Origin of the sequence: Bradyrhizobium sp. UFLA03-84 (genome assembly GCF_002289535.1) — a bacterium.
Taxonomy (GTDB): domain Bacteria; phylum Pseudomonadota; class Alphaproteobacteria; order Rhizobiales; family Xanthobacteraceae; genus Bradyrhizobium; species Bradyrhizobium viridifuturi.
Window position 1 is genome coordinate 1,084,825 of record NZ_NSJY01000005.1, and the last position, 22,396, is coordinate 1,107,220.

Sequence of the window (22,396 nt, forward strand, 5' to 3'; positions counted from 1 at the left end):
ACGAAAGCCGGGGCAAGTATCGGGGAACCCTAGGAAACGCGAAGGAAACGCCGGGACAGCGCGGCTATCAGCAGTGTCGAACAACCGGGTTAATGAGGCCTCAACGGCTCGGTTTTTGGCGAGCCGCGCGCCTCATGAAAGCAGGACATGTCGGTGAAGAAAAAGCCTCTCGTCGTCGTCACCCGCAAGCTGCCGGACTCGATCGAGACCCGGATGCGCGAGCTGTTCGATGCCAGACTGAATCTCGACGACACGCCGATGACGCCGGAACAGATTGCCGAGGCGGTGAAGACCGCCGACGTGCTGGTGCCGACCGTGACCGACATGATCCGCGAGGACGTGATCAACCAGCCCGACTGCAAGCTGAAGATGATCGCCAATTTCGGCAACGGCGTCGACAATATCGACGTTGCCGCAGCGCATGCCCGCGGCATCACGGTGACCAACACGCCGAAGGTGCTGACCGAGGACACCGCCGACATGACGATGGCGCTGATCCTGGCGGTGCCGCGGCGCATGATCGAGGGCGCCTCGATCCTGACCGAGGGCAAGCAGCACTGGGCCGGCTGGTCGCCGACCTGGATGCTCGGCCACCGCATCGGCGGCAAGCGGCTCGGCATCATCGGCATGGGCCGCATCGGCCAGGCCGTGGCGCGCCGCGCCCGCGCCTTCGGCCTACAGATCCACTATCACAACCGCCGTCCGGTGGCGCCCATGATCGCCGACGAGCTCGGCGCGACCTATTGGGAAAGCCTCGACCAGATGCTGGCGCGGATGGACATCATCTCGGTGAACTGCCCGCACACGCCGGCGACCTATCACTTGCTCTCGGCGCGGCGGCTCAAGCTGATCCGCAAAGAGGCCTATATCGTCAACACCGCGCGCGGCGAGGTGATCGACGAGGACACGCTGATCAAGCTGATCGAAGCCGGCGATGTCGGCGGCGCCGGCCTCGACGTCTACGAGCACGAGCCCGCGGTGAACCCGAAGCTGGTGCGGCTTGCCAGGGCCGGCAAGGTGACGCTGCTGCCGCACATGGGCTCGGCCACCATCGAAGGCCGCGTCGAGATGGGCGAGAAGGTGATCATCAACATCCGAACCTTCCTCGACGCCCACAAGCCGCCGGACCGCGTGCTGCCGAGCATGCTCTGAGGTCACACAGTGCCCCTTCACCCTCTCCTGGAGGGGGAGGGAGTAACAGCACTGCCAAAATATCGAAAACAACCCCATGCAAAGGCGCCAGTGCGGCCGGCCAGGCAACTCGGCACGCCCGGCAAAGGTAGCCGGATGAAGTCACGGCGACTGCCGGGCACGCTGTAATCACGCATTCGGTGTCGTCCCGGCCTAGTGCGCGCACTAGGCCGGGACGACGGTGTGGATCTAGCTCGACTTCCTCGTCTTCCGCCGTGCCTGCTTGCGCCAGTCGGCGACGAACGACACGAAGGCGGCGAGCGCGGGCGGCGGCTGGCGGCGGCTCGGATAATAGAGGAACGGGCCGTCGAATGGCGGGCACCAGTCGTCGAGCACGCTGACCAGCGCGCCGGAGTTGACGCCGTAGCGGACATAGCCCTCGAACGTCGCCCAGTAGCCGACGCCGTCATGGACCGCGCGCAGCGCGAGGCCGAGATGGGTCGCGGTCAGCTTGGCCGGCGGCGAAATCTTCACCACGCGGCCGTTCTTCTCGAACTCCCAGTCGAACATCACGCCGTTGCTGAAGCGGCTGCGGATGCAGGCATGCGCCAGCAGATCCTTCGGATGCATCGGCCTGCCATGCTTCGCGACGTAGTCACTCGACGCCACGACCGCGTAGCGCTGCGGCGCGCCGAGCGGGACCGCCACCATGTCCTGCGCCAGATGCTCGCCATAGCGCACACCGGCGTCAAAGCCCTGCGCGACGATGTCGACAAACGCGCTCTCGGAGACGAGGTCGAGATCTACTTGCGGATATCTGGCGAGGAACGGCGCGATCATCGGCGCCAGCACGAGGTCGACCGCGGGCGGCGGCGCGTTGATGCGCAGACGGCCCGATGGCTCGGAGCGCAGGCCGCGCACCTCCGTGATCGCATCCGCGACATTGACCATTGCGGGTGCGACGCGGGCGAGCAGCAGCTCGCCGGCCTCGGTCAGCGCCACGCTGCGGGTGGTGCGGTTCATCAGGCGGACGCCGAGCCGCTCCTCCATGTCGCGCAGGCGCTGGCTGAGGCTCGAAACCGAGACGCGGCTTTCCAGCGCGGCGCGCCGGAAGTTGCGCGTGCGCGCCACCGCCACGAAGGCGTCGAGGTCGCGAAGGTCGAAATCCTGCATTGTTCGATATAGTGAACAACCCATTCTGGATTGTCCAGCTTATCCCGGAAGCCCGGCCGGCCCATATCAGCCGCGTCGTTTGGCGGCGGATCATCCGCTGCAACGCTTCGGGAACTCCATCATGGACACACGCAAGCTCGGTTCCACCGGCCCCACGGTTTCGCAGATCGGCCTCGGCTGCATGGGGATGTCTGAGGTCTATGGCCCGGCCGATCGCGGCGAGAGCATCGCCACGGTGCATGCGGCGCTCGATGCCGGCATCACGCTGCTGGATACCGGCGACTTCTATGCCATGGGCCACAATGAGATGCTGGTGCACGAAGCCCTGAAGGATGTCGCGCGCGACCGGCTCCAGATCAGCGTCAAGTTCGGCGCACTGCGCGGCCCCGCGGGTGAATTCGCCGGAATGGACACGCGGCCGGCCGCGACCAGGAACTTCCTCGCCTATTCGCTGCAACGTCTCGGCACCGACTACATCGACATCTACCGCCCGGCACGTCTTGATCCCAACGTTCCGATCGAGGAGACGATCGGCGGCCTCGCCGATCTGGTGAAGTCAGGCTACATCAGACATATCGGCCTGTCCGAGGTCGGCTCCGACACCATCCGCCGTGCCCATGCCGTGCATCCGATCGTCGATCTCCAGATCGAATACTCGCTGATCGAGCGTGGCATCGAACGCGACATCCTGGCGACCTGCCGCGAGCTTGGCATCGGCATCACAGCCTACGGCGTGCTCGCGCGCGGGCTGATCAGCGGTCACTGGTCGAAGGATTCCGGCAAGACCGGCAGGGACTATCGGCTGATGACGCCGCGCTTCCAGGGCGCCAACCTCGATGCCAATCTCGCACTGGTGGAGCAGTTGCGCACGATTGCGGCCGAGATCGGGGCGACACCGGCGCAGGTCGCAATCGCCTGGGTCGCCGCGCAGGGCAAGGAGATCGTGCCGCTGATCGGCGCCCGCACCCGCAACCGTCTGACCGAAGCGCTCGGCGCGACCAGGCTGGCCTTGACGCAGGCTCATCTCGCAGCGCTGGCAAAAGCGTTTCCGCCGGACATCGCCGCCGGCACGCGCTATGCGGCCGAGCAGATGGCGCATCTCGACAGCGAGAAGCCGGCGACCACCTAGAGCGTTTTCGAGCGAAGTGGATACCGGTTCGCGTGAAGAAAACGCGTCACAACAAGAGTCTAGAGCCCCGTTCCGATTCCATCGGAACGGGAAAGGCTCTAGCGGCGGCAATCAGCTGCGATGCCCGCTGAGGTCGGTGATGTCGGGCGCATCACCATTGAGCGGGTTCTGCGGATCGCGCGCGTAGCGCAGGGTTTCGAACCGCATCGCGCGCGCATCCACCATCAGGAGGCGGCCGACCAGGCCCTCGCCGAAGCCCACGATCTCGCGGATCGCCTCGAGCGCCATCATCGATCCCATCAGCCCGGCCAGCGCCCCCATCACGCCGGCCTCGGCGCAGGCCGGCACGGTGCCCGGCGGCGGCGCCTCCGGGAACAGGCAGCGATAGGTCGGGTTGAAGACGCCTTCGGCATTCTTCTCGTGGGCGCGGATCGTGGTCAGCGAGCCGTCGAACTGCCCCAGCGCTGCTGTTATCAGCGGCCGCTTGGCGAGGAAGCAGGCATCGGCGACGAGATAGCGGGTCTCGAAATTATCGGAGCCGTCGAGCACGAGATCGTAACGCGCGATCAGGTCCATTGCGTTGTCGGCGGTGAGCCGCGTCGGATGCGCCTCGAACGTCACGTGCGGATTGAGTGCGTGGATCTGCGCCGCCGCGCTGTCGACCTTGCGCCTGCCGATGTCGGACGTCGTATGGATAATCTGGCGCTGCAAATTGGAGAGCGAGACAATGTCGTCATCGATCACGCCGAGACGGCCGACACCTGCGGCAGCCAGATACATCAGCACCGGCGCGCCGAGGCCGCCGGCGCCGATCACCAGCACCGACGCCTTTTTCAGCGCATTCTGGCCGGGGCCGCCCACCTCGCGCAGCACGATGTGGCGGGCATAGCGTTCAAGTTCGTCGGCACTCAGCATCTTGATATCCTGCGCGCTGTTCCCTGAACCGGAGCGCGGTTGTTGCCGACCAAGCAGATGTGCTTAATTGCGTCGACGTCAATGGTATCAGTCATTTCCCCCGGATTTGTCATGAGATCGGTGCTTTCGGCAACATTGATGGTCGCAGGGATGGGCATGGCGCACGCCCAGATGACGCCGCCATCGACGGCCGGGGCCAAGCCGAAGACGGTGACGACGGTGCCGGTTCGCCCCGCGCTGCAGAAGCCGGAGGATACCGCAATCGCGATGGCGCAGGCCGAGCGGCTGGCGCTGCAATCCGACCTCGCCTGGGTCGGCGAATATAACGGGGCGATTACCGGCGACGTCAGCGAGCGCATGGTCAATGCTATCAAGGAATTCCAGAAGAACCGCGGCGGCAAGCCGACCGGCGTGCTGAACCCGCAGGAGCGCGGCGCGCTCGCCGACACTGCACGGCGCAAGCAGGAGAGCGTCGGCTGGCGGATCGTCACCGAGCCGGCCACCGGGGCGCGGCTCGGCATTCCCACAAAACTGGTGCCGCAGCTCACCAGCGATGCCTCCGGCGCCAAGTGGACCTCGCCGACCGGCACCGTCCAGGTGCTGCTGACCCGGCGCAAGGAAGCGAGCCCGACCACCGCCAAGCTTGCCGAGCAGGAAAAGAAGGAGCCGGCCGGCCGTACCATCGACTACACCGTGGTGAAGCCGGATTTCTTCGTGCTGTCGGGCATGCAGGGGCTGAAGAAGTTTTATCTGCGCGGCACCTTGAAGGGCGACGAGGTCCGCATCCTCACCATCCTCTATGACCAGGCGATGCAGACCACCGTCGAGCCGGTGGTGATCGCGATGTCGAGCGCCTTCAACGCATTTCCGTCAGGCGTGCAGGCCGGTCCACCGCCGCGCAAGACCGTGGAATACAGCACCGGCGTCGTGGTCAGCGACGACGGTGCCATTGTCGCCGATCGCGTGGCGACCGGCGATTGCATCGCGCTGACGATCCCGGGCTATGGCAGTGCCGACCGGGTGGCCGAAGACAAGGATCACGATCTCGCTCTGCTGCGCATCTACGGCGCGCGTGAGTTGAAGCCGCTCAACATCGCAGGCCGGGCGACGCAGACCGCGCTCGATATCACCGGGATCGCCGATCCGCAGACCCAGGGCGGCGGCGCGGCCGCGAGCAGCGTCAAGGCTGCGGTCGCGCAACTCGGCACCGGCGATCAGGCACTGTCACCGCCACCTGCGCTCGGGTTCTCCGGCGCGGCGGCGCTCGACAGCGGCGGCAAGTTTGCCGGCATTGCATTGCTGAAGCCCGTCATCGTTGCCGGTCCGGCAAACGCGTCGCCACCGGCGCAGGCGACGCTGGTGCCGGCCGACACGGTACGCAATTTCCTGAAGGCGCACGACGTCAACGCGGCGAGCGAATCCGCTGACGCCAAGGCTGCCGTGGTCCGCGTGATCTGCGTCAGGAAGTAACTCAAGCCGTCATCGTCCGCGCGTGCGGGTGATCGGAGAGTCCTGTGATTCAGCCAGCGCTCTTCCCACACGTCGTCCTGGCGAAAGCCAGGACCCATAACCACCGCACTCAGCGATGAAACCGTATCGCGGCCCCAGCGTCGCAAAACAATGAGACTAGGGGTAATGGGTCCTGGCTTTCGCCAGGACGACGTTGTGGATGGTTCAACCTGCCGAACAGCATAGTCGGCGTTACCTCAACGCGAACCGCACGCCTGCGCGGGCGAGACCGCCGGCTATACCGACCGGCGTACCGTCGGCGCGCCAGCAGGCCGCGCCCGACATCGTGCCGTCGGCGTGGAACTGGATTGCGTTCATGCCACCGGCGACCGTCGGCACGACCTGCACGCGGTGGCCTTTCGCAGCGAGTGCCGCCCGGACGTTCTCCGGCACCGCTCGCTCGACTTCCAGCGCATTACCTTCGGTCCAGACCCGCGGCGCTTCGACCGCTTCCTGCAGGTCCATGCCGTGATCGATCAGATTGATCAGCGCCTGCATCGCGCTCGGGAAGATGCGCTTGCCGCCGGGCAGGCCGAGCGCGTAGACGAGCTTGCCATCGCGCAGCGCCATCATCGGCGACATCGAGGTGGTGACGCGCTTGCCGGCGGCCAGCGACAGCGCGTGTCCCGGCCGCGGATCGAACAGGTTCATGTAGTTGTTCGGCACCGTGCCGAGGCCCGGGATCAGGATCTTGGCCCCAAACAGATTGTTGATGGTCTGGGTGGTCGCGACCACATTGCCCATCGCGTCGGCCGCGGTCATGTGCGTGGTGTGCGCGCTTTCCAGTTGCGTGACGCCGGCGCCCCAGGCCTGCGCGCGATTGGGATCGATCGCGCGGCGGCGCTCCTCGGCATAGGGCTTCGAGGTGAGCTGCTCCACCGGCACGTTGATATAGGCGGGATCGCCGCTCGCGGCTTCACGATCGGCAAACGCAATCTTCAGCACTTCGGCGAGGTAGTGAATGGTCTCGGTCGTGCTGAAGCCGAGCCGCGCGATGTCGTAGCCTTCGAGGATGTTGAGCATCTCGGTGATGTGCACGCCCGACGCCGCGGGCGGCGGCGGCCCGAGGATTTCCCAGCCGCGGTAATCGCAGCGGATCGGCGCCCGCTCGACCGTCTTGTAGGTCGCAAGATCCTCCTGCGCGATGAAGCCGCCGTTCTTCTTCATGTACTCGACCAGGATGTCGCCGAGCGGCCCCTGATAAAGCGCGTTGTCGCCGTGGTCGGCGATGTATTTCAGCGTCTCTGCATATTCGGCCTGCACCACGCGCTCGCCCGGCTTCAGCGGCGTGCCATCAGGCAAATAGATCGCCGCGATCGGTTTGTCCTTCAGCATCTCCGCGGCGCCGTCGGTGATGCATTCGTGCAGGTAAGGCGTCGCCGCATAGCCGCGTGCGGCATGCTTGATCGCAGGCTGCATCACGTCGGCAAGGCTCATGGTGCCGAAGCGGCGCAGGGTCTCGCACCAGGCTTTGAGCGAGCCCGGCACTGCGACCGCCTTCGGCCCGTTCAGATTCTCGTTGCCGACGGTGTCGAACACGTCATGCGCCGAACCGGGCTTCGAGGTGTAGGTATCCGGCCGCACCGCCTTCGGCACCGTGCTCTGGCCATCGATGAAGCGATGGCTGCCGTCGGCGAGACGGATGTGCGCCATGCCGCCGCCGATGATGCCGACCATCATCGGCTCGACCACGGTCAGCGCGAACAGAGTGGCGATCGCCGCATCGATCGCATTGCCGCCCGCCGCCAGCATCTCGGCGCCGGCGCTCGATGCCAGCGGGTGATTGCTCACCACCATGCCGCGGCTGCTGGTCGCCGGCTGCTTCTCGCATTGGAAGGTGGTCGCGGCGCGATCGCGCCAATTGCCGTTCATCGCCATCGTGTTCTCGTTCTTGAAGGAGCGATAGCAGCTATGTTCGCCAGCCTCGCACGCGCGGTCAAGCCGCCGCACGCATCATGGCGGCATTCGCAAATGCGGTGTCAGCGCCGGTTACGCAGCCAGCTCTCGCGCGTGACCTTCCATTTCTCCGCGCAGGATTCGCCATTGTGATGCGGAAGCTCGACGAAGCCGACGAATTCGGCGCCGGTCTTCTGCTTGACCCGGCGCGAGCCGACATTGGACGGCGCGTTGCAGACATGGAAGTGATCAAGGCCGAGCGTCAGGAAGGCGAAATCATTCACTGCGGCGATCGCCTCGGTCATGAGGCCCTGATTCCAGTAGGGCTCGGCGAGCCAGAACCCGCGATTGCCCTTGCGGCCGTCGGCGCGCGGCCGGAAATTGATGTTGCCGATCGCCTCGCCATCGCCGGCACGCAGCACCAGCACCCATTGATAGCTCTCCTCGCCGGCGGCGATCTTGTCCAGCTCCCGCTTGATGAAGCTTTCCGCACCATCGTCGGGATAGGGCCACGGCACCACCGTGGCGAGGGTCTTGATCACGTTCCAATTGTTGAAGTGATGCTGGATCGCCGGAGCATCCGACAGCGCGAGCGGCCGCAGGATCAGGCGTTGCGTCTCGATGCGCGGCGTCTCGAACATGTCACTTCTGGCACTTGGGGCACCAGAACGTCGAACGGCCGTTCTGGGTGAAGCGCTTGACGATACCCTCGCAACCCGATGTGCGGCACTTCTCGCCTTCGCGGTCGTAGACCTGGAACGAATGCTGGAAGTAACCGAGATCGCCGTTGGTCAGACGATGGTCGCTGATCGAGGAGCCGCCGGCCTTGATCGCCTGGTTGAGCACCGAATGGATCGCGTCGACCAGCCGTTTGGCGTGGTCGGTGGGCTCGGCCTTCTTGGTCGCAAGGGTGGCGGCCAGACGCCGCGGCGACAGATGCGAGCGAAACAGCGCCTCGCAGACATAGATGTTGCCAAGTCCCGCCACCACGCGCTGATCGAGCAACGCCGCCTTCAGGCTGGTCTTCTTGTTGTGGCAGGAGCGCGCCAGCATCGCCGCGTCGAACTCGTTGCCGAGCGGTTCGGGGCCGAGCCCCTTCAGCAGCGGCTCGTCCTCGATCGCGTTGCGGGCGATGATCTTCATGTAGCCGAAGCGCCTGGGATCGTTGAACACGACGGCCGCGCCTGAAGACATGTGGAACACGACATGATCATGCGTGCGATCATCGCTGCGCGCATGGTGGAATTGCCCCGGCGTCGCACCGCCTTCGTCCTTGAGCACCCGAAACGAGCCCGACATGCCCAGATGCATCAGCAGCACGTCGCCGGAATTCAGGTCCGCCATCAGATATTTGGCGCGACGGCCGAGCCCGGTGATGGTCTGGCCCTCGAGCCGGGCGATAAAGTCTTTTTGAAACGGAAACCGCAAATCCTTGCGGCGGGCCTCGGCCTTGAGGATTTTGGACCCCTCCATGGCCGGTTGCAGGCCGCGGCGGACGGTCTCGACTTCGGGTAATTCCGGCATGGCAGGCATTCACCTTTTGGAAGTGACGTGATAGCGCCATTGCGGCCGCCGCGCTATGGTTTGGCTGGAGCGTTTTCGAGCGAAGCGGGCACCGGTTCGCGTGGAGAAAGCGCGACCAAAGAGGTAAGAGTTCTGAGTGATGGATCGGCCGGATCAAACCACCCATTTCGGCTTCAGGGACGTGCCCCTGGGCGAGAAGCAGACGCTGGTGAACGAAGTATTTCACAGCGTCGCGTCGCGCTATGACTTGATGAACGATCTGATGTCGGGCGGCCTGCACCGGGCCTGGAAGGACGTCATGATCACGACGCTCGACCCGCCGAAGGGCGACCGGCCGTTCGCGCTGCTCGACGTCGCCGGCGGTACCGGCGACATCTCGTTCCGGGCCGCCAAGGCTGCAGGCACCGGCTTCCATGCCACCGTCTGCGACATCAATACCGAGATGCTCGCGGTCGGCCGCGAGCGCGCCGCCAAGCAGCACCTCGACGACCGCGTATCGTTCGTCGAGGGCAACGCCGAGGCATTGGCTTTCGCCGACCGCACGTTCGACGCCTACACCATCGCGTTCGGCATCCGCAACGTGCCGCAGATCGACCTCGCGCTGCGCGAGGCCTATCGGGTGCTCAAGCCGGGCAGCCGCTTCCTGTGCCTGGAATTCTCCACCGTCGACGTGCCCGGCCTCGACAGGATCTACGACCTGTTCTCCTTCAAGGTGATCCCGCCGCTCGGCCGCGCCGTCACCGGCGATGCCGAGTCCTATCAGTATCTCGTCGAGTCGATCCGCAAATTCCCGCGGCCGAACGCGTTCGGCGAGATGATCAGCGCCGCCGGCTTTGCCCGCGTGAAATGGCAGAGCCTCTCCGGCGGCATCGTGGCGCTGCATTCGGGCTGGCGTTTGTGATCTCTGCACTGACCCACATCGCGCGCCTCGCCCGCGCCGGTTTCGTGTTTGCGCGCGAAGGCGTGTTCGGCGTCGTCGATCCCGCGCTGGTGCCGCCGCCCGGACAGCTTGCGCTGAAGATGGCGCGGCTGATCGAGCGCCGCTCCGCCAAGTCGGGCCCGCGGCTATCGCGCGCGCTGACCCGGCTCGGGCCGGCCTATCTCAAGCTCGGCCAGTTCCTCGCCACCCGGCCCGACGTGGTCGGCGTCGCGATGGCGCGCGATCTCGAAAGCCTGCAGGACCGGCTGCCGCCATTCGCGCAGGAAGAGGCCGAAGCCGTCATCACGCAATCGCTGGAGCGGCCGCTGGCGCAGGCCTTCGTGCATCTCGGCCCTGCGGTTGCCGCAGCCTCGATCGCGCAGGTGCATCGCGGCGAGGTCGAGCACGACGGCGTGCGGCAGCAGGTTGCGGTCAAGGTGCTCCGGCCCAACGTCGCGGCGCGCTTCCGTCGCGACCTCAGCGACTTCTTCTTCGTCGCGCACAAGGCCGAGGCGCATTCCGCCGAGGCGCGGCGGCTGCGGCTGATCGAGGTCATCAACACGATGTCGCGTTCGGTCGCGATGGAGATGGACCTGCGGCTGGAAGCAGCCGCGCTGTCCGAGATGGCCGAGAACACCCGCGACGATCCGGACTTCCGCGTGCCCGCGGTGGATTGGGATCGCACCGCGCACAGCGTGCTGACGATGGAGTGGATCGACGGCATCGCGCTGAACGATCACGCGCGCCTGGCACAGGCCCAGGTCGACCTGCCCGATCTCGGTCGCAAGGTGATCCAGAGCTTCCTGCGCCACGCGCTGCGCGATGGCTTCTTCCATGCCGACATGCATCCGGGCAATCTGTTCCTCGACGACGCCGGCCGCCTCGTTGCGGTGGATTTCGGCATCATGGGACGGCTCGGACCGAAGGAGCGACGCTTCCTGGCCGAGATCCTGCTCGGCTTCATCACCCGCGACTATCGCCGCGTCGCCGAGGTGCATTTCGAGGCCGGCTATGTGCCGGGCCACCATTCGGTGGAGAATTTCGCGCAGGCGATCCGCGCCATCGGCGAGCCGATCCACAACCGCACCGCCGAGGAAATCTCGATGGCGAAGCTGCTCACGCTTCTGCTCGAGGTCACCGGCCTGTTCGACATGCAGACGCGGCCCGAACTGATCCTGCTGCAGAAGACCATGGTGGTGGTCGAGGGGGTGGCGCGCGGCTTCGACCCCAAGCTCGACATCTGGAAGATCGCCGATCCCGTGGTGCGCGAATGGATCACGCACAATCTCGGACCGGCCGGACGGATCCAGGGTGCGCTGTCGGGTGCGGGCGAACTCGGCCGCGTGCTCGCCAATCTGCCGTCGATCGCCAGCCGCGCCGTCACCGTGCTGGAGCAGCTGGAGACCATGACGCGGGAGGGTCACATGCTGTCGTCGGACTCGATCGACGAAATGGCCCGCGCCGAGGCCCGCAAGGCGCGGGTGCAGACCGTCGGCCTCTGGGTCATTGCCGCCGCCCTGATCGCAATCTTCTTCGCCATCCGGTCGCATTGATTGCAATGCATGCATGATGTGATAGCATCGCTATCATATTCGAGCATGATGCCTGAGGGCACGCCATGGCCAGCCTGACCATCCGCAAACTCGACGACGCGCTGAAGAGCTATCTGCGGCTGCGCTCCGCCAAGAACGGGCGCTCGGTCGAGGAGGAGGTCCGGGTGATCCTTCGCGAGCTCGCAGAGGGCGGTGCGGAGCCCGCCGGGGCGCCCGGCGTGGGTTCCCTGACGGTTGCAGCCCCGGCTCCATGGGCCGCCAGCGCGGCCGGCGAGCCCAGAGTGACCCTGATCATCGGCGGCGGGATCGCGGCCTACAAGGCGCTGGATCTGATCCGGCGGCTCAAGGAGCGGCACATCCAGGTCCGCTGCGTGCTGACCAAGGCGGCCCAGCAGTTCGTGACCCCGCTGGCCGCCAGCGCGCTGTCGCATGAGCGCGTCTACACCGACCTGTTCGACGCCGAGAGCGAGTTCGACGCCGGCCATATCCGGCTGGCGCGGGACTGCGACCTGATCGTGGTGGCGCCGGCGACCGCCGATTTGATGGCCAAGATGGCGCAGGGCCATGCCGACGACCTCGCCACCGCCACGCTGCTGGCGGCCGACCGGCCGATCTTGCTGGCGCCGGCGATGAACCCGCTGATGTGGAACAACCCCGCCACCCGCCGCAACGTGCTGCAACTCCGCCGCGACGGCGTCCATACCATCGGCCCCAATGCCGGCGAGATGGCGGAAGCCGGCGAGGCCGGGGTCGGGCGGATGGCCGAGCCTGTCGAGATCGCCGCCGCCGCCGACCGCATGCTGCGGCCGCCGCAGCCGCGCCCGCTCGCCGGCAAGCGCGTGCTGATCACCGCCGGCCCGACCCATGAGGCGATCGACCCGGTGCGCTACATCGCCAACCGCTCATCCGGCAAGCAGGGCTTTGCCATTGCCGCCGCCGCGCGCGCCGCCGGCGCCGAGGTCGTGCTGGTGACCGGCCCGGTCGAACTCGGCGACCCCCAGGGCATCTCGGTCATGCGCGTGGAATCCGCGCGCGACATGCTGCACCGGGTGGAAGCCGCGCTGCCAGTCGATGTCGCGATCTTTGCGGCGGCGGTCGCCGACTGGCGGGTCGCCAGCGAGGGCAGCCAGAAGTTGAAGAAGACCGCGGCCGGCATGCCGCCGCTGCAGCTGGTCGAGAACCCCGACATCCTCGCGACGATCTCGAAGCTGAAGGAGAAGCGGCCGCCGCTGGTGATCGGGTTTGCCGCCGAGACCGAGCATCTGATCGAGAACGCCAAGGCGAAATTCGCGCGCAAGGGCTGCGACTGGATCGTCGCCAACGACGTCTCGCCGGCGACCGGCGTGATGGGCGGCGACCGCAACACCGTCCATTTGCTCTCGCGCGAGGGCAAGGAGGTCACCGTCGACTCCTGGCCCGTGATGACCAAGGAAGAAGTCGCGGCCGCGCTGGTGTCGCGGATCGCAAGAGAAGTAGGAACCGGATCGTGAGCGCCACCATCAAGGTCGAAGTCCACCAATTGCCGCATGGCGCAGATCTGCTGCTGCCGATCTACCAGACCGACGGCGCAGCCGGGCTCGACCTCCTGGCCGCGGTGCCGCGGTCGGCGCCGCTGCTGCTGCTGCCGGGCCGTTACGAGATGGTTCCGACCGGGCTGACGATCGCGCTGCCGCCGGGCTACGAGGCGCAGGTCCGGCCGCGCTCCGGCCTGGCCGCCAAATACGGCGTCACGGTGCTGAATTCGCCCGGCACTGTTGACGCCGACTATCGCGGCGAGATCAACGTGCTGCTGATCAATCACGGCAAGGAAGTGTTCTCGATCCGGCGCGGCGAGCGCATCGCGCAGATGGTGATCGCGCCGGTCACGCGGGCTGAACTGGTTCCAGTCGACGTGCTGTCGTCGACCGATCGCGGCAGCGGCGGCTTCGGCTCGACCGGACGCTAGCGCGAACTGTGCGGACGACTCCGGGAGATCACGCTTCGCGTGCGCTCTCCGCGTGATTACGGAGTCAATTCGCGTAAAATCCACACCACCGGACGCATTTTTTCACAGCGGATTCAGCGTTCACGGTCTGGACTCTTACTCGCCGAGTCCCGTTGGGATTATTCTGGATTGATTCGAGCGCGACGGGGGGTCTTCGTCGGGCTGTCGGGTCCTGCTTGGGCATGATCCCCGGACAAACGCGAAACGTTTGCCGTGAGGGAACACCGGTCTCCTCTTTTCCGGATCATGCCTTAAGGTTTGTGCGTTCTGGGGCAACATATGTCGGGCGTAGTCGCGGCAATGCGTCGAACCCTGCTGTCATGCACCTCACTGGCGCGCGACGGCATGATTGGGCTCGCCATTACCGCATTGCTGCCGGCCGGCACCGCGTTCGCGGCCGAGAGCCTGGTCGCCCAGGCGATGTCGGATCATCTCGGCTTCAATCACCAGGAGGTCGCGGTTCTCGCGACCTCGTTCGCGCTGGTCGGCTTCTCCGCCGTCGCCGCGATCCTGTTGATGCGCACCCGGCTGCGCGCGACCCGCAACGAGGAGCAGTTGCAGTCCGAAATATCGGACCTGCAGGCGCAATCGGACCGGCTGCGCGCGCTGCTGTTCGTCGAGCCGCAGGTGCTGATCTCCTGGGCCGCCGGCGACAACCGGCCGCAGATCTCGGGCGATATCTCGCTGGTGATGTCCCAGGAGGGCTCGCCGCAACGCATCCTCGCCTTCGGAACCTGGCTGCCGCCGGAGCCGGCGCTGCAGATGGACCACGCCGTCGACGCGCTGCGCGAGAAGGGTGAGGCGTTCCTGCTCAACCTCTCGACCTCGGCCGGCCGCGCCATCGAGGCGATGGGCCGCGCGATCGGCGGCCAGGCCATCGTGCGGATCCGCGAGCTCGGCGGCCTGCGCCGCGAACTCGCCGAGTCCAACCTGCGCTACAAGACGCTGCAGGAGGAGACCGAGCTGCTGCGCGATTTCGCCGCCGCCGCGCCGTGGCCGATCTGGGCCAAGAGCCTCGAGGGCAATCTGCGCTATGCCAACGCGGCCTATGTCCGCGCCACCGAGGGCAAGAGCGTGTCGGACGCGCTGCAGCGCAATCTCGAACTGCTCGAAAGCGACCAGCGCGGCGAACTGACCCGCGCGCTCAACGACAATGCGAGCTATGCCGCACGGCTGCCGATCGTCGTCAGCGGCGAGCGGCGGATCTACGACGTCCAGGCGCTGAAGCTCAGCGGCGGCAGCGCCGGGATCGCGATCGACGCCAGCGAGGCCGCAGCGCTGCGCGCGGCGATCGCGCGGATGGTCGAAGCGCACCGCCGCACCCTCGACCAATTGTCCTCCGGCGTTGCGGTGTTCGACACCGACCGGCGGCTCACCTTCTACAACGAATCGTACCGGCGGCTGTGGGGCCTCGACCAGGCCTTCCTCGACAGCAACCCCGACGATTCCAGCGTGCTGGACCGGCTGCGCGCCAACCGCAAGCTGCCCGAGCAGCCGGATTTCCGCGCCTGGAAGGCCAAGCTGCACGAGGCCTATCGCGCGGTCGAATCCGAGACCTACACCTGGTTCCTGCCCGACGGCCGCGCCATCAGCGTCGTCACCACGCCGAACCTCGAAGGCGGCGTCACCTATCTGTTCGACAACGTTACCGAGAGCCTCGATCTCGCGCGCCGCTACGACCGCCTGACCCGGGTTCAGCGCGAGACCCTCGACAATCTCGGCGAAGCGGTTGCAGTGTTCGGCAGCAACGGCCGCGCCGAATTGTTCAATCCGCCCTTCGCCAAGATGTGGAAGCTGCCGGCCGACGCGCTGCAGGGCGAGCCGCATATCGAGCAGGTGGAAGCGCTGTGCCGGCCGCTGTTCGACGACGCGCTGACCTGGCGGACGCTGCGCGAATCGATCACCGCGATCGAGAACCGCGCCCAGGTCGCGCTGAAGCTTGAGCGCAAGGATGGCAGCGTGCTGAACTGCATGACCATCCCGCTGCCGGACGGCAAGACCCTGCTCGCCTTCCAGGACATCACCGACACCGAGAATGTCGAGCGGGCGCTGCGCGAGCGCAACGAGGCGCTGGAAGCCGCCGACCAGATGAAGGTGGATTTCGTCCACCACGTCTCCTACGAGCTGCGCGCGCCGCTCACCACCATCATCGGCTTCGCGCATTTCCTCAGCGACCCCTCGACCGGGCCGCTGACGCCAAAGCAGGCCGAATATCTCGACTACGTCACCAAATCGACCAACGCGCTGCTGGCGCTGACCAACAACATTCTCGATCTCGCGACCATCGACGCCGGCGCGATGAAGCTCGAGCTCGGCCTGGTCAATATCGGCCAGGCGATCGAGGCCGCCGCCGAAGGCATCCAGGATCGCCTGGCCACCGACCGCATCGCGCTCAAGGTCGATATCGAGCCCAATATCGGCGCCTTCATCGGCGACGAGCGGCGCGTCGTGCAGGTGCTCTACAATCTGCTCGCCAACGCCGTCGGCTTCTCGCCGCATGACGCCACCGTCACGATCAGCGCGCACCGCACCGAGCACAGCGTGGTGTTTGCGGTGACCGACGCCGGTCCCGGCATTCCGGCCGAGATGCGCGACAAGGTGTTCAACTGGTTCGAGAGCCATTCGCACGGCTCGCGGCATCGCGGCGCGGGCCTCGGCCTGTCGCTGGTCCGCTCCTTCGTCGAGTTGCATGGTGGACGGGTGCGCGTCGATTCGACCGTCGGCCGCGGCACGACCGTGACCTGCGACTTCCCGATCGACCAGACCGCACATCGCAACGCTGCGGAATGACGGCGACCTCGACATTCTCGGTGGCGCTCGCGAACGAAACCGCGACGTCAGAGCTGATGGCCGACCTCGCGCTCCTGATCGGCGCCGGCGACGTCATCACGCTGTCGGGCGACCTCGGCGCCGGCAAGACCGCGGCCGCCCGCGCGCTGATCCGCTACCTCGCCGCCGACGACACGCTGGAAGTGCCGAGCCCGACCTTCACGCTGGCGCAAAGCTACGAGCTGCCGTCGTTTCCACTGGTCCATGCCGATCTCTACCGCATCAACGACGCCAGCGAGCTCGAGGAGATCGGGCTGTCGCCGCTGCCCGACGACATCGTGGCGCTGATCGAGTGGCCGGAACGCGCGCCGGATGCGATGCCTGCCGATCGCATCGACATTGCATTCAGCCACCGCCCGGCGCTCGGATCGGCCGCGCGCGCCGCCGAGATCACCGGCTATGGCCAAGCAGCGGCCAAGGTCGCGCGGCTGCACGAGCTGCGCCGATTCCTCGAGCGCGCGGGCTTCCTCAACGCCCGGCGCGAGCGCATGCCGGGCGACGCCTCGACGCGCTCCTATGCGCGGCTGCGCAATGACGACGGCAGCGTCATCCTGATGAACTCGCCGCGCCGTCCCGACGGTCCGGCGATCTACAACGGCAGGTCCTACAGCGCGGCGGTGCATCTCGCCGAAGACGTCCGGCCGTTCGTCGCGATCGGAAACGGCCTGCGCAAGCACGGCTTCTCCGCGCCGGCGATCCGGCACACCGATCTCGAATCCGGCTTCCTCATCACCGAGGATCTCGGCGCGGAGGGCGTGATCGAAGGCGATCCGCCGCGACCGATTGCCGAGCGCTACGAAGCCGCCGTCGACATGCTGGCCGCGTTGCATCGCGAGGCGCTGCCGGCGCAGCTGCCGGTGACACCGGACGAGAGCTACGACATCCCGGTGTTCGATATCGACGCCTGGCTGATCGAGATCGGGCTGATGCTGGAATGGTACCTGCCCGACCGCGGCGTGCAGCCGAGCGAGGAGCTGCGCACCGAATTCCTCGGAATGTGGCGCGGCCTCCTGGAAAAGCCCGCCGCGGCGCCGCAGACCTGGGTGATCCGCGACTTCCATTCGCCGAACATCATCTGGCTTGCCGAGCGCACCGGCATCCTGCGTGTCGGCATCATCGACTTCCAGGACGCGCTGCTCGGCCCCGCGGCCTATGACGTGGTGTCGCTGCTGCAGGACGCACGGATCGATGTGCCCGAGCAGCTCGAACTGTCGCTGTTGACCCGCTACATCAAGGCGCGGCGCGCCACCGACGAGAGCTTCGACCCGGCCGGCTTCGCCGAGCTGTATGCGATCATGTCGGCGCAGCGCAACACCCGCCTGCTCGGCACCTTCGCGCGGCTCAACCGCCGCGACGGCAAGCCGCAGTATCTCAAGCATCAGCCGCGGATCTGGACCTATCTGGAGCGCTCGCTGGCCCATCCGGTGCTGACGACCTTCCGCATCTGGTACACAGCCAACGTCCCTCCCCCAGTACCTTAGTTTACGGGTTGTTAGCCTTGGGTCCCCTAAGGTTACCGAGGCTGCGCCTCATCCATGGCGCGGCCGAATCGGGAGCGGGACCACACGATGGCGACGGAACGACGCAGGGGCGATCGTGTCACGTTTGAGCGCGGCATAGCCGCGCACATGATGGGCATTGACGGCACCTGGCGGCGCGACTGCACCATGGAAGACGTGTCCGAGACGGGCGCCAAGCTGACCGTCGAGGGTTCGGTCGAGGGCCTCGCCCTGAAGGAGTTTTTTCTGCTGCTGTCGTCCACAGGATTGGCCTATCGCCGCTGCGAGCTGGCATGGGTCAACGGCGACCAGATCGGCGTCAACTTCCTCAAACAAGGCGACAAGAAGAAGAAAACTGCCAGACGCGGCGCGCAAGCCGAGGTCTAGGCCATCGTCGTCATTTTTGCCGTCTTACGGCCGTCATGTCTCATGACTATGGCGTCTGGTTGATGTGCTTGCCGAATCGCCGTGATAGGATCGGCGCATGAGAGATGATGACCGAGAATATCCGGAAAATGCCCGTCACTCCCCATAAGGCCATGGTGCTCGCCGCGGGACTCGGCGTGCGCATGCGCCCCCTGACCCTCACGATGCCGAAGCCGCTGGTCAGCGTTGCCGGTCAGCCGCTGCTCGACCATGTGCTCGACAAGCTCGCCGGCGCCGGCGTCACCGAGGCCGTCGTCAACGTGCATTACCTGCCCGACCAGATCATCGAGCACGTCAAGACCCGCAGCCGTCCGCACGTGATCATCTCCGACGAACGCGACCAGGTGCTCGGCACCGGCGGCGCCGTCGTCAAGGCGCTGCCGCAGCTCGGCGATGCGCCGTTCTTCCATCTCAACGCCGACACGATGTGGATCGACGGTGTACGCTCCAATCTGGCGCGGCTGGCCGAGACCTTCGATCCCGCGCGGATGGATATCCTGCTGCTGATGGCGCCGACCGCCTCGAGCATCGGCTATAGCGGCCGCGGCGACTATTCGATGCTGCCGGACGGCGCGCTGCGCAAGCGGCGGGAAAACCAGGTGGTGCCGTTCGTCTATGCCGGCGCCGCGATCATGTCGCCGGCGCTGTTCGCCGATGCTCCGGCCGGCGAGTTCTCGCTGACAAAGATGTTCGATCGCGCCAACGATCAGGAGCGGCTGTTCGGCCTGCGCCTCGACGGCGTCTGGATGCATGTCGGGACCCCCGACGCGATCCAGGCTGCGGAAGAAGCCTTCCTGGAAAGCGTCGCTTAGAGCATGATCCGGAAAAGTGCGTAGCGGTTTTCCGAAAGATCATGCTCGGACAAGAAACTAAAGCGCGATGACGATCCCCAACCCTGATCTGATCGCGCTTTAAGCACCGCCCTCAGTCTTCCGCGTCAATGGCGAGCACTGCAAAGCTCGCGAGCCAGTGTTCGCCCATATAGTCGCCGGCGATATGCGGCAGGCCGGCATCGAGATGGCGTCGCGCAGCATCCAGCAGGATCGGGCGACGTGCATCGCCCTCCGCCAACGCGCCGGCCAGCGCACGCCAGCACCACGCCCGGCTGAGATTGAGTCCATCGAGATGCGCAAGCTTGCCGTCGGTGCGATCGGTCACCGTGGCGGGCCGGAACAGGGTTGCCGGCTCGCGCTGCGCGAGGTGCGGCAGGAAGCGGTCGAACCAGGACAGGAAATCGCCAGGCGACAGCAGCCGGCGCATGCACTCGGCCTCGATCAGCGCGGACGACTGGAAATCGTCGCCGCTCGGCTCACCCCAGGCGGGACAATCCTGATCGACGCCGTACCAGCGCAGCGCCGTGTCGCGTAGCAGCGCACTGAGCGCATCGTCGTTCGTCGCCACCGCGTAGTCGGCGGCCATGCGCAGCCCGAACGCAGTGTTGAAATGCGTGCCGACCCGCACCGGATAGGTGGCGAGCGGCAGGAAATCGCGAAAGCGCTGCGCGAAGATCCCGGCAAGCGGAGCAATTCGTTCGCGCCACCGCGTATCGTCGAGCCGCGAGAGTTCAGCCGCGAGCTTCAACAGCCAGCCCCAGCCGTAGGGCCGCTTGAAGCCGCGCGCGGTCGGGGCCGCGAGATAGGCGCACTCGGCCGCGATCTTCTCCGCAACGAACTGCGCGTCGAACAAGGCGCGGATATCTTTCGCCGCATCGGAGGTCGGATAACGGCGCAGCAGCCGGGCGAGCATCCAGTAGCTATGGACACAGGAATGCCAGTCATAGCTGCCGAAGAACACCGGATGCAGTTCGCGCGGCGTGCGCGCGTCCTGCGGCCCCGCCAGCACATGATCCGGCTTGTTCGGATATTCGCGGCCGACATGGCCGAGCGCGATGCGCGCGAAGCGGACGGCAAGATCTTCGGTCAGGGTCGTCTCGCTCATGGTGCGGCCTTCTCCTTTCGCGTGCGGCGAACCAACATCTCGATCAGGCGCGGCGTCATGTAGATCGGAAACTGTGTCGCCGCGAAGAACAGCGCCGTCATCGGCGATACCGCGGCGCCCATCGCCGACCAGACCAGTCCGACATTGCGGTTGCCGAGAACGAGGCCCGTGGTCAACCGCTCGGCGAGCGGCCCCGGCGTGAGCAGCGCGCCCAGCCCCTGCAAGGCAAGATTGCAGGCGAAGGCAAGGCCGACGCAAGTCGCGGCAGCGATCGGCTGCGCCTCGATCTGCGCGCGCACCCCGGCCATGGTCGCGATTGCGAACAGCAGCAACGAGGCGAGCACGAGGGCGTCGATGAGACGCCCATGCCGCACCAACTGCGCAGCCGCCTGACGGCGCAGCAGCAACGCCAGCGCGCCGGCGCCGCCGACCAGCAGCGCCAGTCGTGCAGCGAGCGCCAGCGGATCGAGCGCGAGACCGGCAAATCCCGCCGCGATCAGCGGCACGGTGACCGGGGCCAGCGCCATCGACAGCAACGTCACGGCGAGCGGAACGGTGGCGTCGAAGCCGAGCATGCGCGCGACCGCCGCGGTGCCGCTCGACGGCGGCGCGCAGACCGACAGCACCAGCGCGACGATCAGCTCCGGCGCAAATCCGGCGCCGCGCGCCGCGAAACCGACCGCAAGCGGACAGGCCAGCATCGCGAGCGCCGGCAGCAGCAGCCAGACCAGCGGACGCCGCAACGCACGCTGGAACGCCGCGCCGTCGACCTGGAGGAAGGTGCCGAGCACCAGCAGGAAGATCGCGGCCGCCATCAACGGGCGCACGCCGTCCGCCAGGGCCGGCAAGGCCAGCCCCGCCAGCACGCCGATGATCAGCAAGGTCGGCCCGCGCGGCATCAGTCTGGCGAATGAGTGTCCCAAATCTTCCGGCCTCGTCGTCATGCCTGCGACGTCCCTAGGCCTATCCAGATCATTGTTGAAATCGATTATTATTATCGCCATTATTGCTGTAATGAATTTATCTGCCGTCGATCTCAACCTGCTGGTCGCCTTCGAGGCGCTGATGGAGGAGCGCCACGTCACCCGCGCGGCCGAGCGCATCGGCCTCGCCCAGCCGTCGATGAGCAGCGCGTTGCGGAGGCTGCGCGCGCTGTTTGCGGACGAATTGTTCCTGCGCGCCGGCGCCGGCATGCAGCCGACCGAAAGGGCACTGGCGCTGGCAGGGCCGATCGGCGAGGCGTTGCAGCAGATCCGGGGCGCGCTGGCGCCCGACCGGCGCTTCGATCCGGCGACCGCGCGACGGCGCGTCACCATCGCCGCAACCGACTATGGCGATCTCGTCCTGGTGCCGGAGCTGACCCGCTTGCTGCGCGCGGAAGCGCCGGGGATCGACCTTGCCGTGCGTCCGCTGACCGATGCGACGGTGGCGCTGGCAAAGCTGGAGCGCGGCGAGCTCGATGCGCTGATCGGCGGCCATCTGCCGGAGACGCCGCGCTGCGTCCGGCACCGCCTGTTCGAGGAACGCTTCGTCTGCATCCGCGACGCCGCGCGCGCGAAGCCAACCGAGCGCCTGAGCCTTGACGACTACGCGACCCTGCCGCACGCGCTGTTCTCGGCGGCCGGCGGCGATGGCCTGCCGAGCGTGATCGACGCGCTGCTGGCACGCCATGGATTGAAGCGGCGCCTGGCCCTGACGCTCGCGCATGTGGTGGCCGTTCCGTTCGCCGTGGCCGGCACCGATCTCGTCGCCACGCTGTCCGAGCGCGTCGCCCGCCGCTTCACGCATCTCGCCGAAATTGCCGTCGTGATGCCGCCGATCGAGATCCCGGCCTTCGCCATCGACCTGATCCATACCAGCCGCGCCGCGCAGGATCCGGCACTGCGCTGGTTCCTGGATGCCGTCGATCGCTGCGCTGGCCACCTGAGACATTGAGCAGTCATGGCTGACCGGCAGGGGTGGCTAACGACC

The 22,396-nt window shown here is 66.6% G+C and carries 19 protein-coding genes; 12 read left to right on the forward strand and 7 right to left on the reverse strand.

The window, feature by feature from the left end:
• The first annotated feature begins 147 nt into the window (after positions 1 to 147).
• Entirely contained in the window at positions 148 to 1,152 is a 1,005-nt protein-coding gene (locus tag CK489_RS07860) for a 2-hydroxyacid dehydrogenase (RefSeq protein ID WP_050629043.1), read from the forward strand.
• A gap of 228 nt (positions 1,153 to 1,380) precedes the next feature.
• Here CK489_RS07860 and CK489_RS07865 read toward each other — a convergent pair whose 3' ends face one another.
• On the reverse strand, positions 1,381 to 2,304 hold the full coding sequence (locus CK489_RS07865) for a LysR family transcriptional regulator (RefSeq protein ID WP_095731836.1): 924 nt from the start codon (positions 2,302 to 2,304) through the stop codon (positions 1,381 to 1,383).
• Positions 2,305 to 2,425: 121 nt separating this feature from the next.
• Here CK489_RS07865 and CK489_RS07870 point away from each other — a divergent pair, with 121 nt between their 5' ends.
• Positions 2,426 to 3,433 carry an aldo/keto reductase gene (locus tag CK489_RS07870; protein WP_095731949.1) on the forward strand — a complete coding sequence of 336 codons (1,008 nt, stop codon included), beginning with the start codon at positions 2,426 to 2,428 and terminating at the stop codon, positions 3,431 to 3,433.
• Between the two features lie 111 nt (positions 3,434 to 3,544).
• On the opposite strand, the gene CK489_RS07880 is transcribed toward CK489_RS07870, so the two are convergent.
• A complete protein-coding gene (locus tag CK489_RS07880) occupies positions 3,545 to 4,348 on the reverse strand; it encodes a HesA/MoeB/ThiF family protein (protein WP_095731838.1) in 804 nt (267 codons plus the stop codon).
• A gap of 111 nt (positions 4,349 to 4,459) precedes the next feature.
• Here CK489_RS07880 and CK489_RS07885 point away from each other — a divergent pair, with 111 nt between their 5' ends.
• Complete coding sequence (locus tag CK489_RS07885) at positions 4,460 to 5,818, forward strand: peptidoglycan-binding protein (protein ID WP_198960857.1); 1,359 nt, start codon at positions 4,460 to 4,462, stop codon at positions 5,816 to 5,818.
• A 231-nt stretch (positions 5,819 to 6,049) separates the two neighbouring features.
• On the opposite strand, the gene ggt is transcribed toward CK489_RS07885, so the two are convergent.
• The 3 genes from ggt to mutM form a co-directional block, all read right to left on the reverse strand.
• Positions 6,050 to 7,729 (reverse strand): gamma-glutamyltransferase, encoded by a 1,680-nt coding sequence (ggt, locus tag CK489_RS07890; RefSeq protein WP_095731950.1) that lies wholly within the window; start codon positions 7,727 to 7,729, stop codon positions 6,050 to 6,052.
• 107 nt (positions 7,730 to 7,836) lie between these two features.
• The gene (locus CK489_RS07895; protein ID WP_095731840.1) at positions 7,837 to 8,394 is read right to left on the reverse strand and encodes a GNAT family N-acetyltransferase; all 558 of its coding nucleotides are present in this window, start codon (positions 8,392 to 8,394) and stop codon (positions 7,837 to 7,839) included.
• Between the two features lies 1 nt (position 8,395).
• Positions 8,396 to 9,277 (reverse strand): bifunctional DNA-formamidopyrimidine glycosylase/DNA-(apurinic or apyrimidinic site) lyase, encoded by an 882-nt coding sequence (gene mutM, locus CK489_RS07900; RefSeq protein ID WP_095731841.1) that lies wholly within the window; start codon positions 9,275 to 9,277, stop codon positions 8,396 to 8,398.
• A 139-nt stretch (positions 9,278 to 9,416) separates the two neighbouring features.
• Here mutM and ubiE point away from each other — a divergent pair, with 139 nt between their 5' ends.
• The 8 genes from ubiE (at position 9,417) to CK489_RS07940 (ending at position 19,299) form a co-directional block, all read left to right on the forward strand.
• Positions 9,417 to 10,178, forward strand: coding sequence for a bifunctional demethylmenaquinone methyltransferase/2-methoxy-6-polyprenyl-1,4-benzoquinol methylase UbiE (gene ubiE / locus CK489_RS07905; RefSeq protein ID WP_095731842.1), 762 nt, complete (start codon positions 9,417 to 9,419; stop codon positions 10,176 to 10,178).
• Positions 10,175 to 11,749, forward strand: a complete 1,575-nt coding sequence (gene ubiB, locus CK489_RS07910) for a 2-polyprenylphenol 6-hydroxylase (RefSeq protein ID WP_050629037.1) — start codon at positions 10,175 to 10,177, stop codon at positions 11,747 to 11,749. Before ubiE ends, ubiB begins: the two co-directional genes overlap by 4 nt.
• A 65-nt stretch (positions 11,750 to 11,814) precedes the next feature.
• Positions 11,815 to 13,239, forward strand: coding sequence for a bifunctional phosphopantothenoylcysteine decarboxylase/phosphopantothenate--cysteine ligase CoaBC (coaBC, locus tag CK489_RS07915; protein WP_095731843.1), 1,425 nt, complete (start codon positions 11,815 to 11,817; stop codon positions 13,237 to 13,239).
• A complete protein-coding gene (gene dut / locus CK489_RS07920; protein ID WP_095731844.1) occupies positions 13,236 to 13,694 on the forward strand; it encodes a dUTP diphosphatase in 459 nt (152 codons plus the stop codon). The genes coaBC and dut overlap by 4 nt, the downstream gene beginning before the upstream one ends.
• A gap of 318 nt (positions 13,695 to 14,012) precedes the next feature.
• Positions 14,013 to 16,523, forward strand: coding sequence for a sensor histidine kinase (locus CK489_RS07925; protein ID WP_095731845.1), 2,511 nt, complete (start codon positions 14,013 to 14,015; stop codon positions 16,521 to 16,523).
• Positions 16,520 to 18,043, forward strand: a complete 1,524-nt coding sequence (gene tsaE, locus CK489_RS07930; protein ID WP_095731846.1) for a tRNA (adenosine(37)-N6)-threonylcarbamoyltransferase complex ATPase subunit type 1 TsaE — start codon at positions 16,520 to 16,522, stop codon at positions 18,041 to 18,043. The genes CK489_RS07925 and tsaE overlap by 4 nt, the downstream gene beginning before the upstream one ends.
• Positions 18,044 to 18,130: 87 nt before the next feature.
• Positions 18,131 to 18,448 (forward strand): PilZ domain-containing protein, encoded by a 318-nt coding sequence (locus CK489_RS07935; RefSeq protein ID WP_050629034.1) that lies wholly within the window; start codon positions 18,131 to 18,133, stop codon positions 18,446 to 18,448.
• A 128-nt stretch (positions 18,449 to 18,576) separates the two neighbouring features.
• Positions 18,577 to 19,299, forward strand: coding sequence for a nucleotidyltransferase family protein (locus tag CK489_RS07940; RefSeq protein ID WP_050629114.1), 723 nt, complete (start codon positions 18,577 to 18,579; stop codon positions 19,297 to 19,299).
• A gap of 112 nt (positions 19,300 to 19,411) precedes the next feature.
• On the opposite strand, the gene CK489_RS07945 is transcribed toward CK489_RS07940, so the two are convergent.
• On the reverse strand, positions 19,412 to 20,425 hold the full coding sequence (locus CK489_RS07945) for a DUF2891 domain-containing protein (protein ID WP_095731847.1): 1,014 nt from the start codon (positions 20,423 to 20,425) through the stop codon (positions 19,412 to 19,414).
• Complete coding sequence (locus CK489_RS07950) at positions 20,422 to 21,369, reverse strand: hypothetical protein (RefSeq protein ID WP_245350278.1); 948 nt, start codon at positions 21,367 to 21,369, stop codon at positions 20,422 to 20,424. The genes CK489_RS07945 and CK489_RS07950 overlap by 4 nt, the downstream gene beginning before the upstream one ends.
• A gap of 70 nt (positions 21,370 to 21,439) precedes the next feature.
• On the opposite strand from CK489_RS07950, the gene CK489_RS07955 reads away from it, so the two are divergent.
• A complete protein-coding gene (locus tag CK489_RS07955) occupies positions 21,440 to 22,360 on the forward strand; it encodes a LysR family transcriptional regulator (protein ID WP_095731849.1) in 921 nt (306 codons plus the stop codon).
• The last annotated feature ends 36 nt before the right edge of the window (positions 22,361 to 22,396 follow it).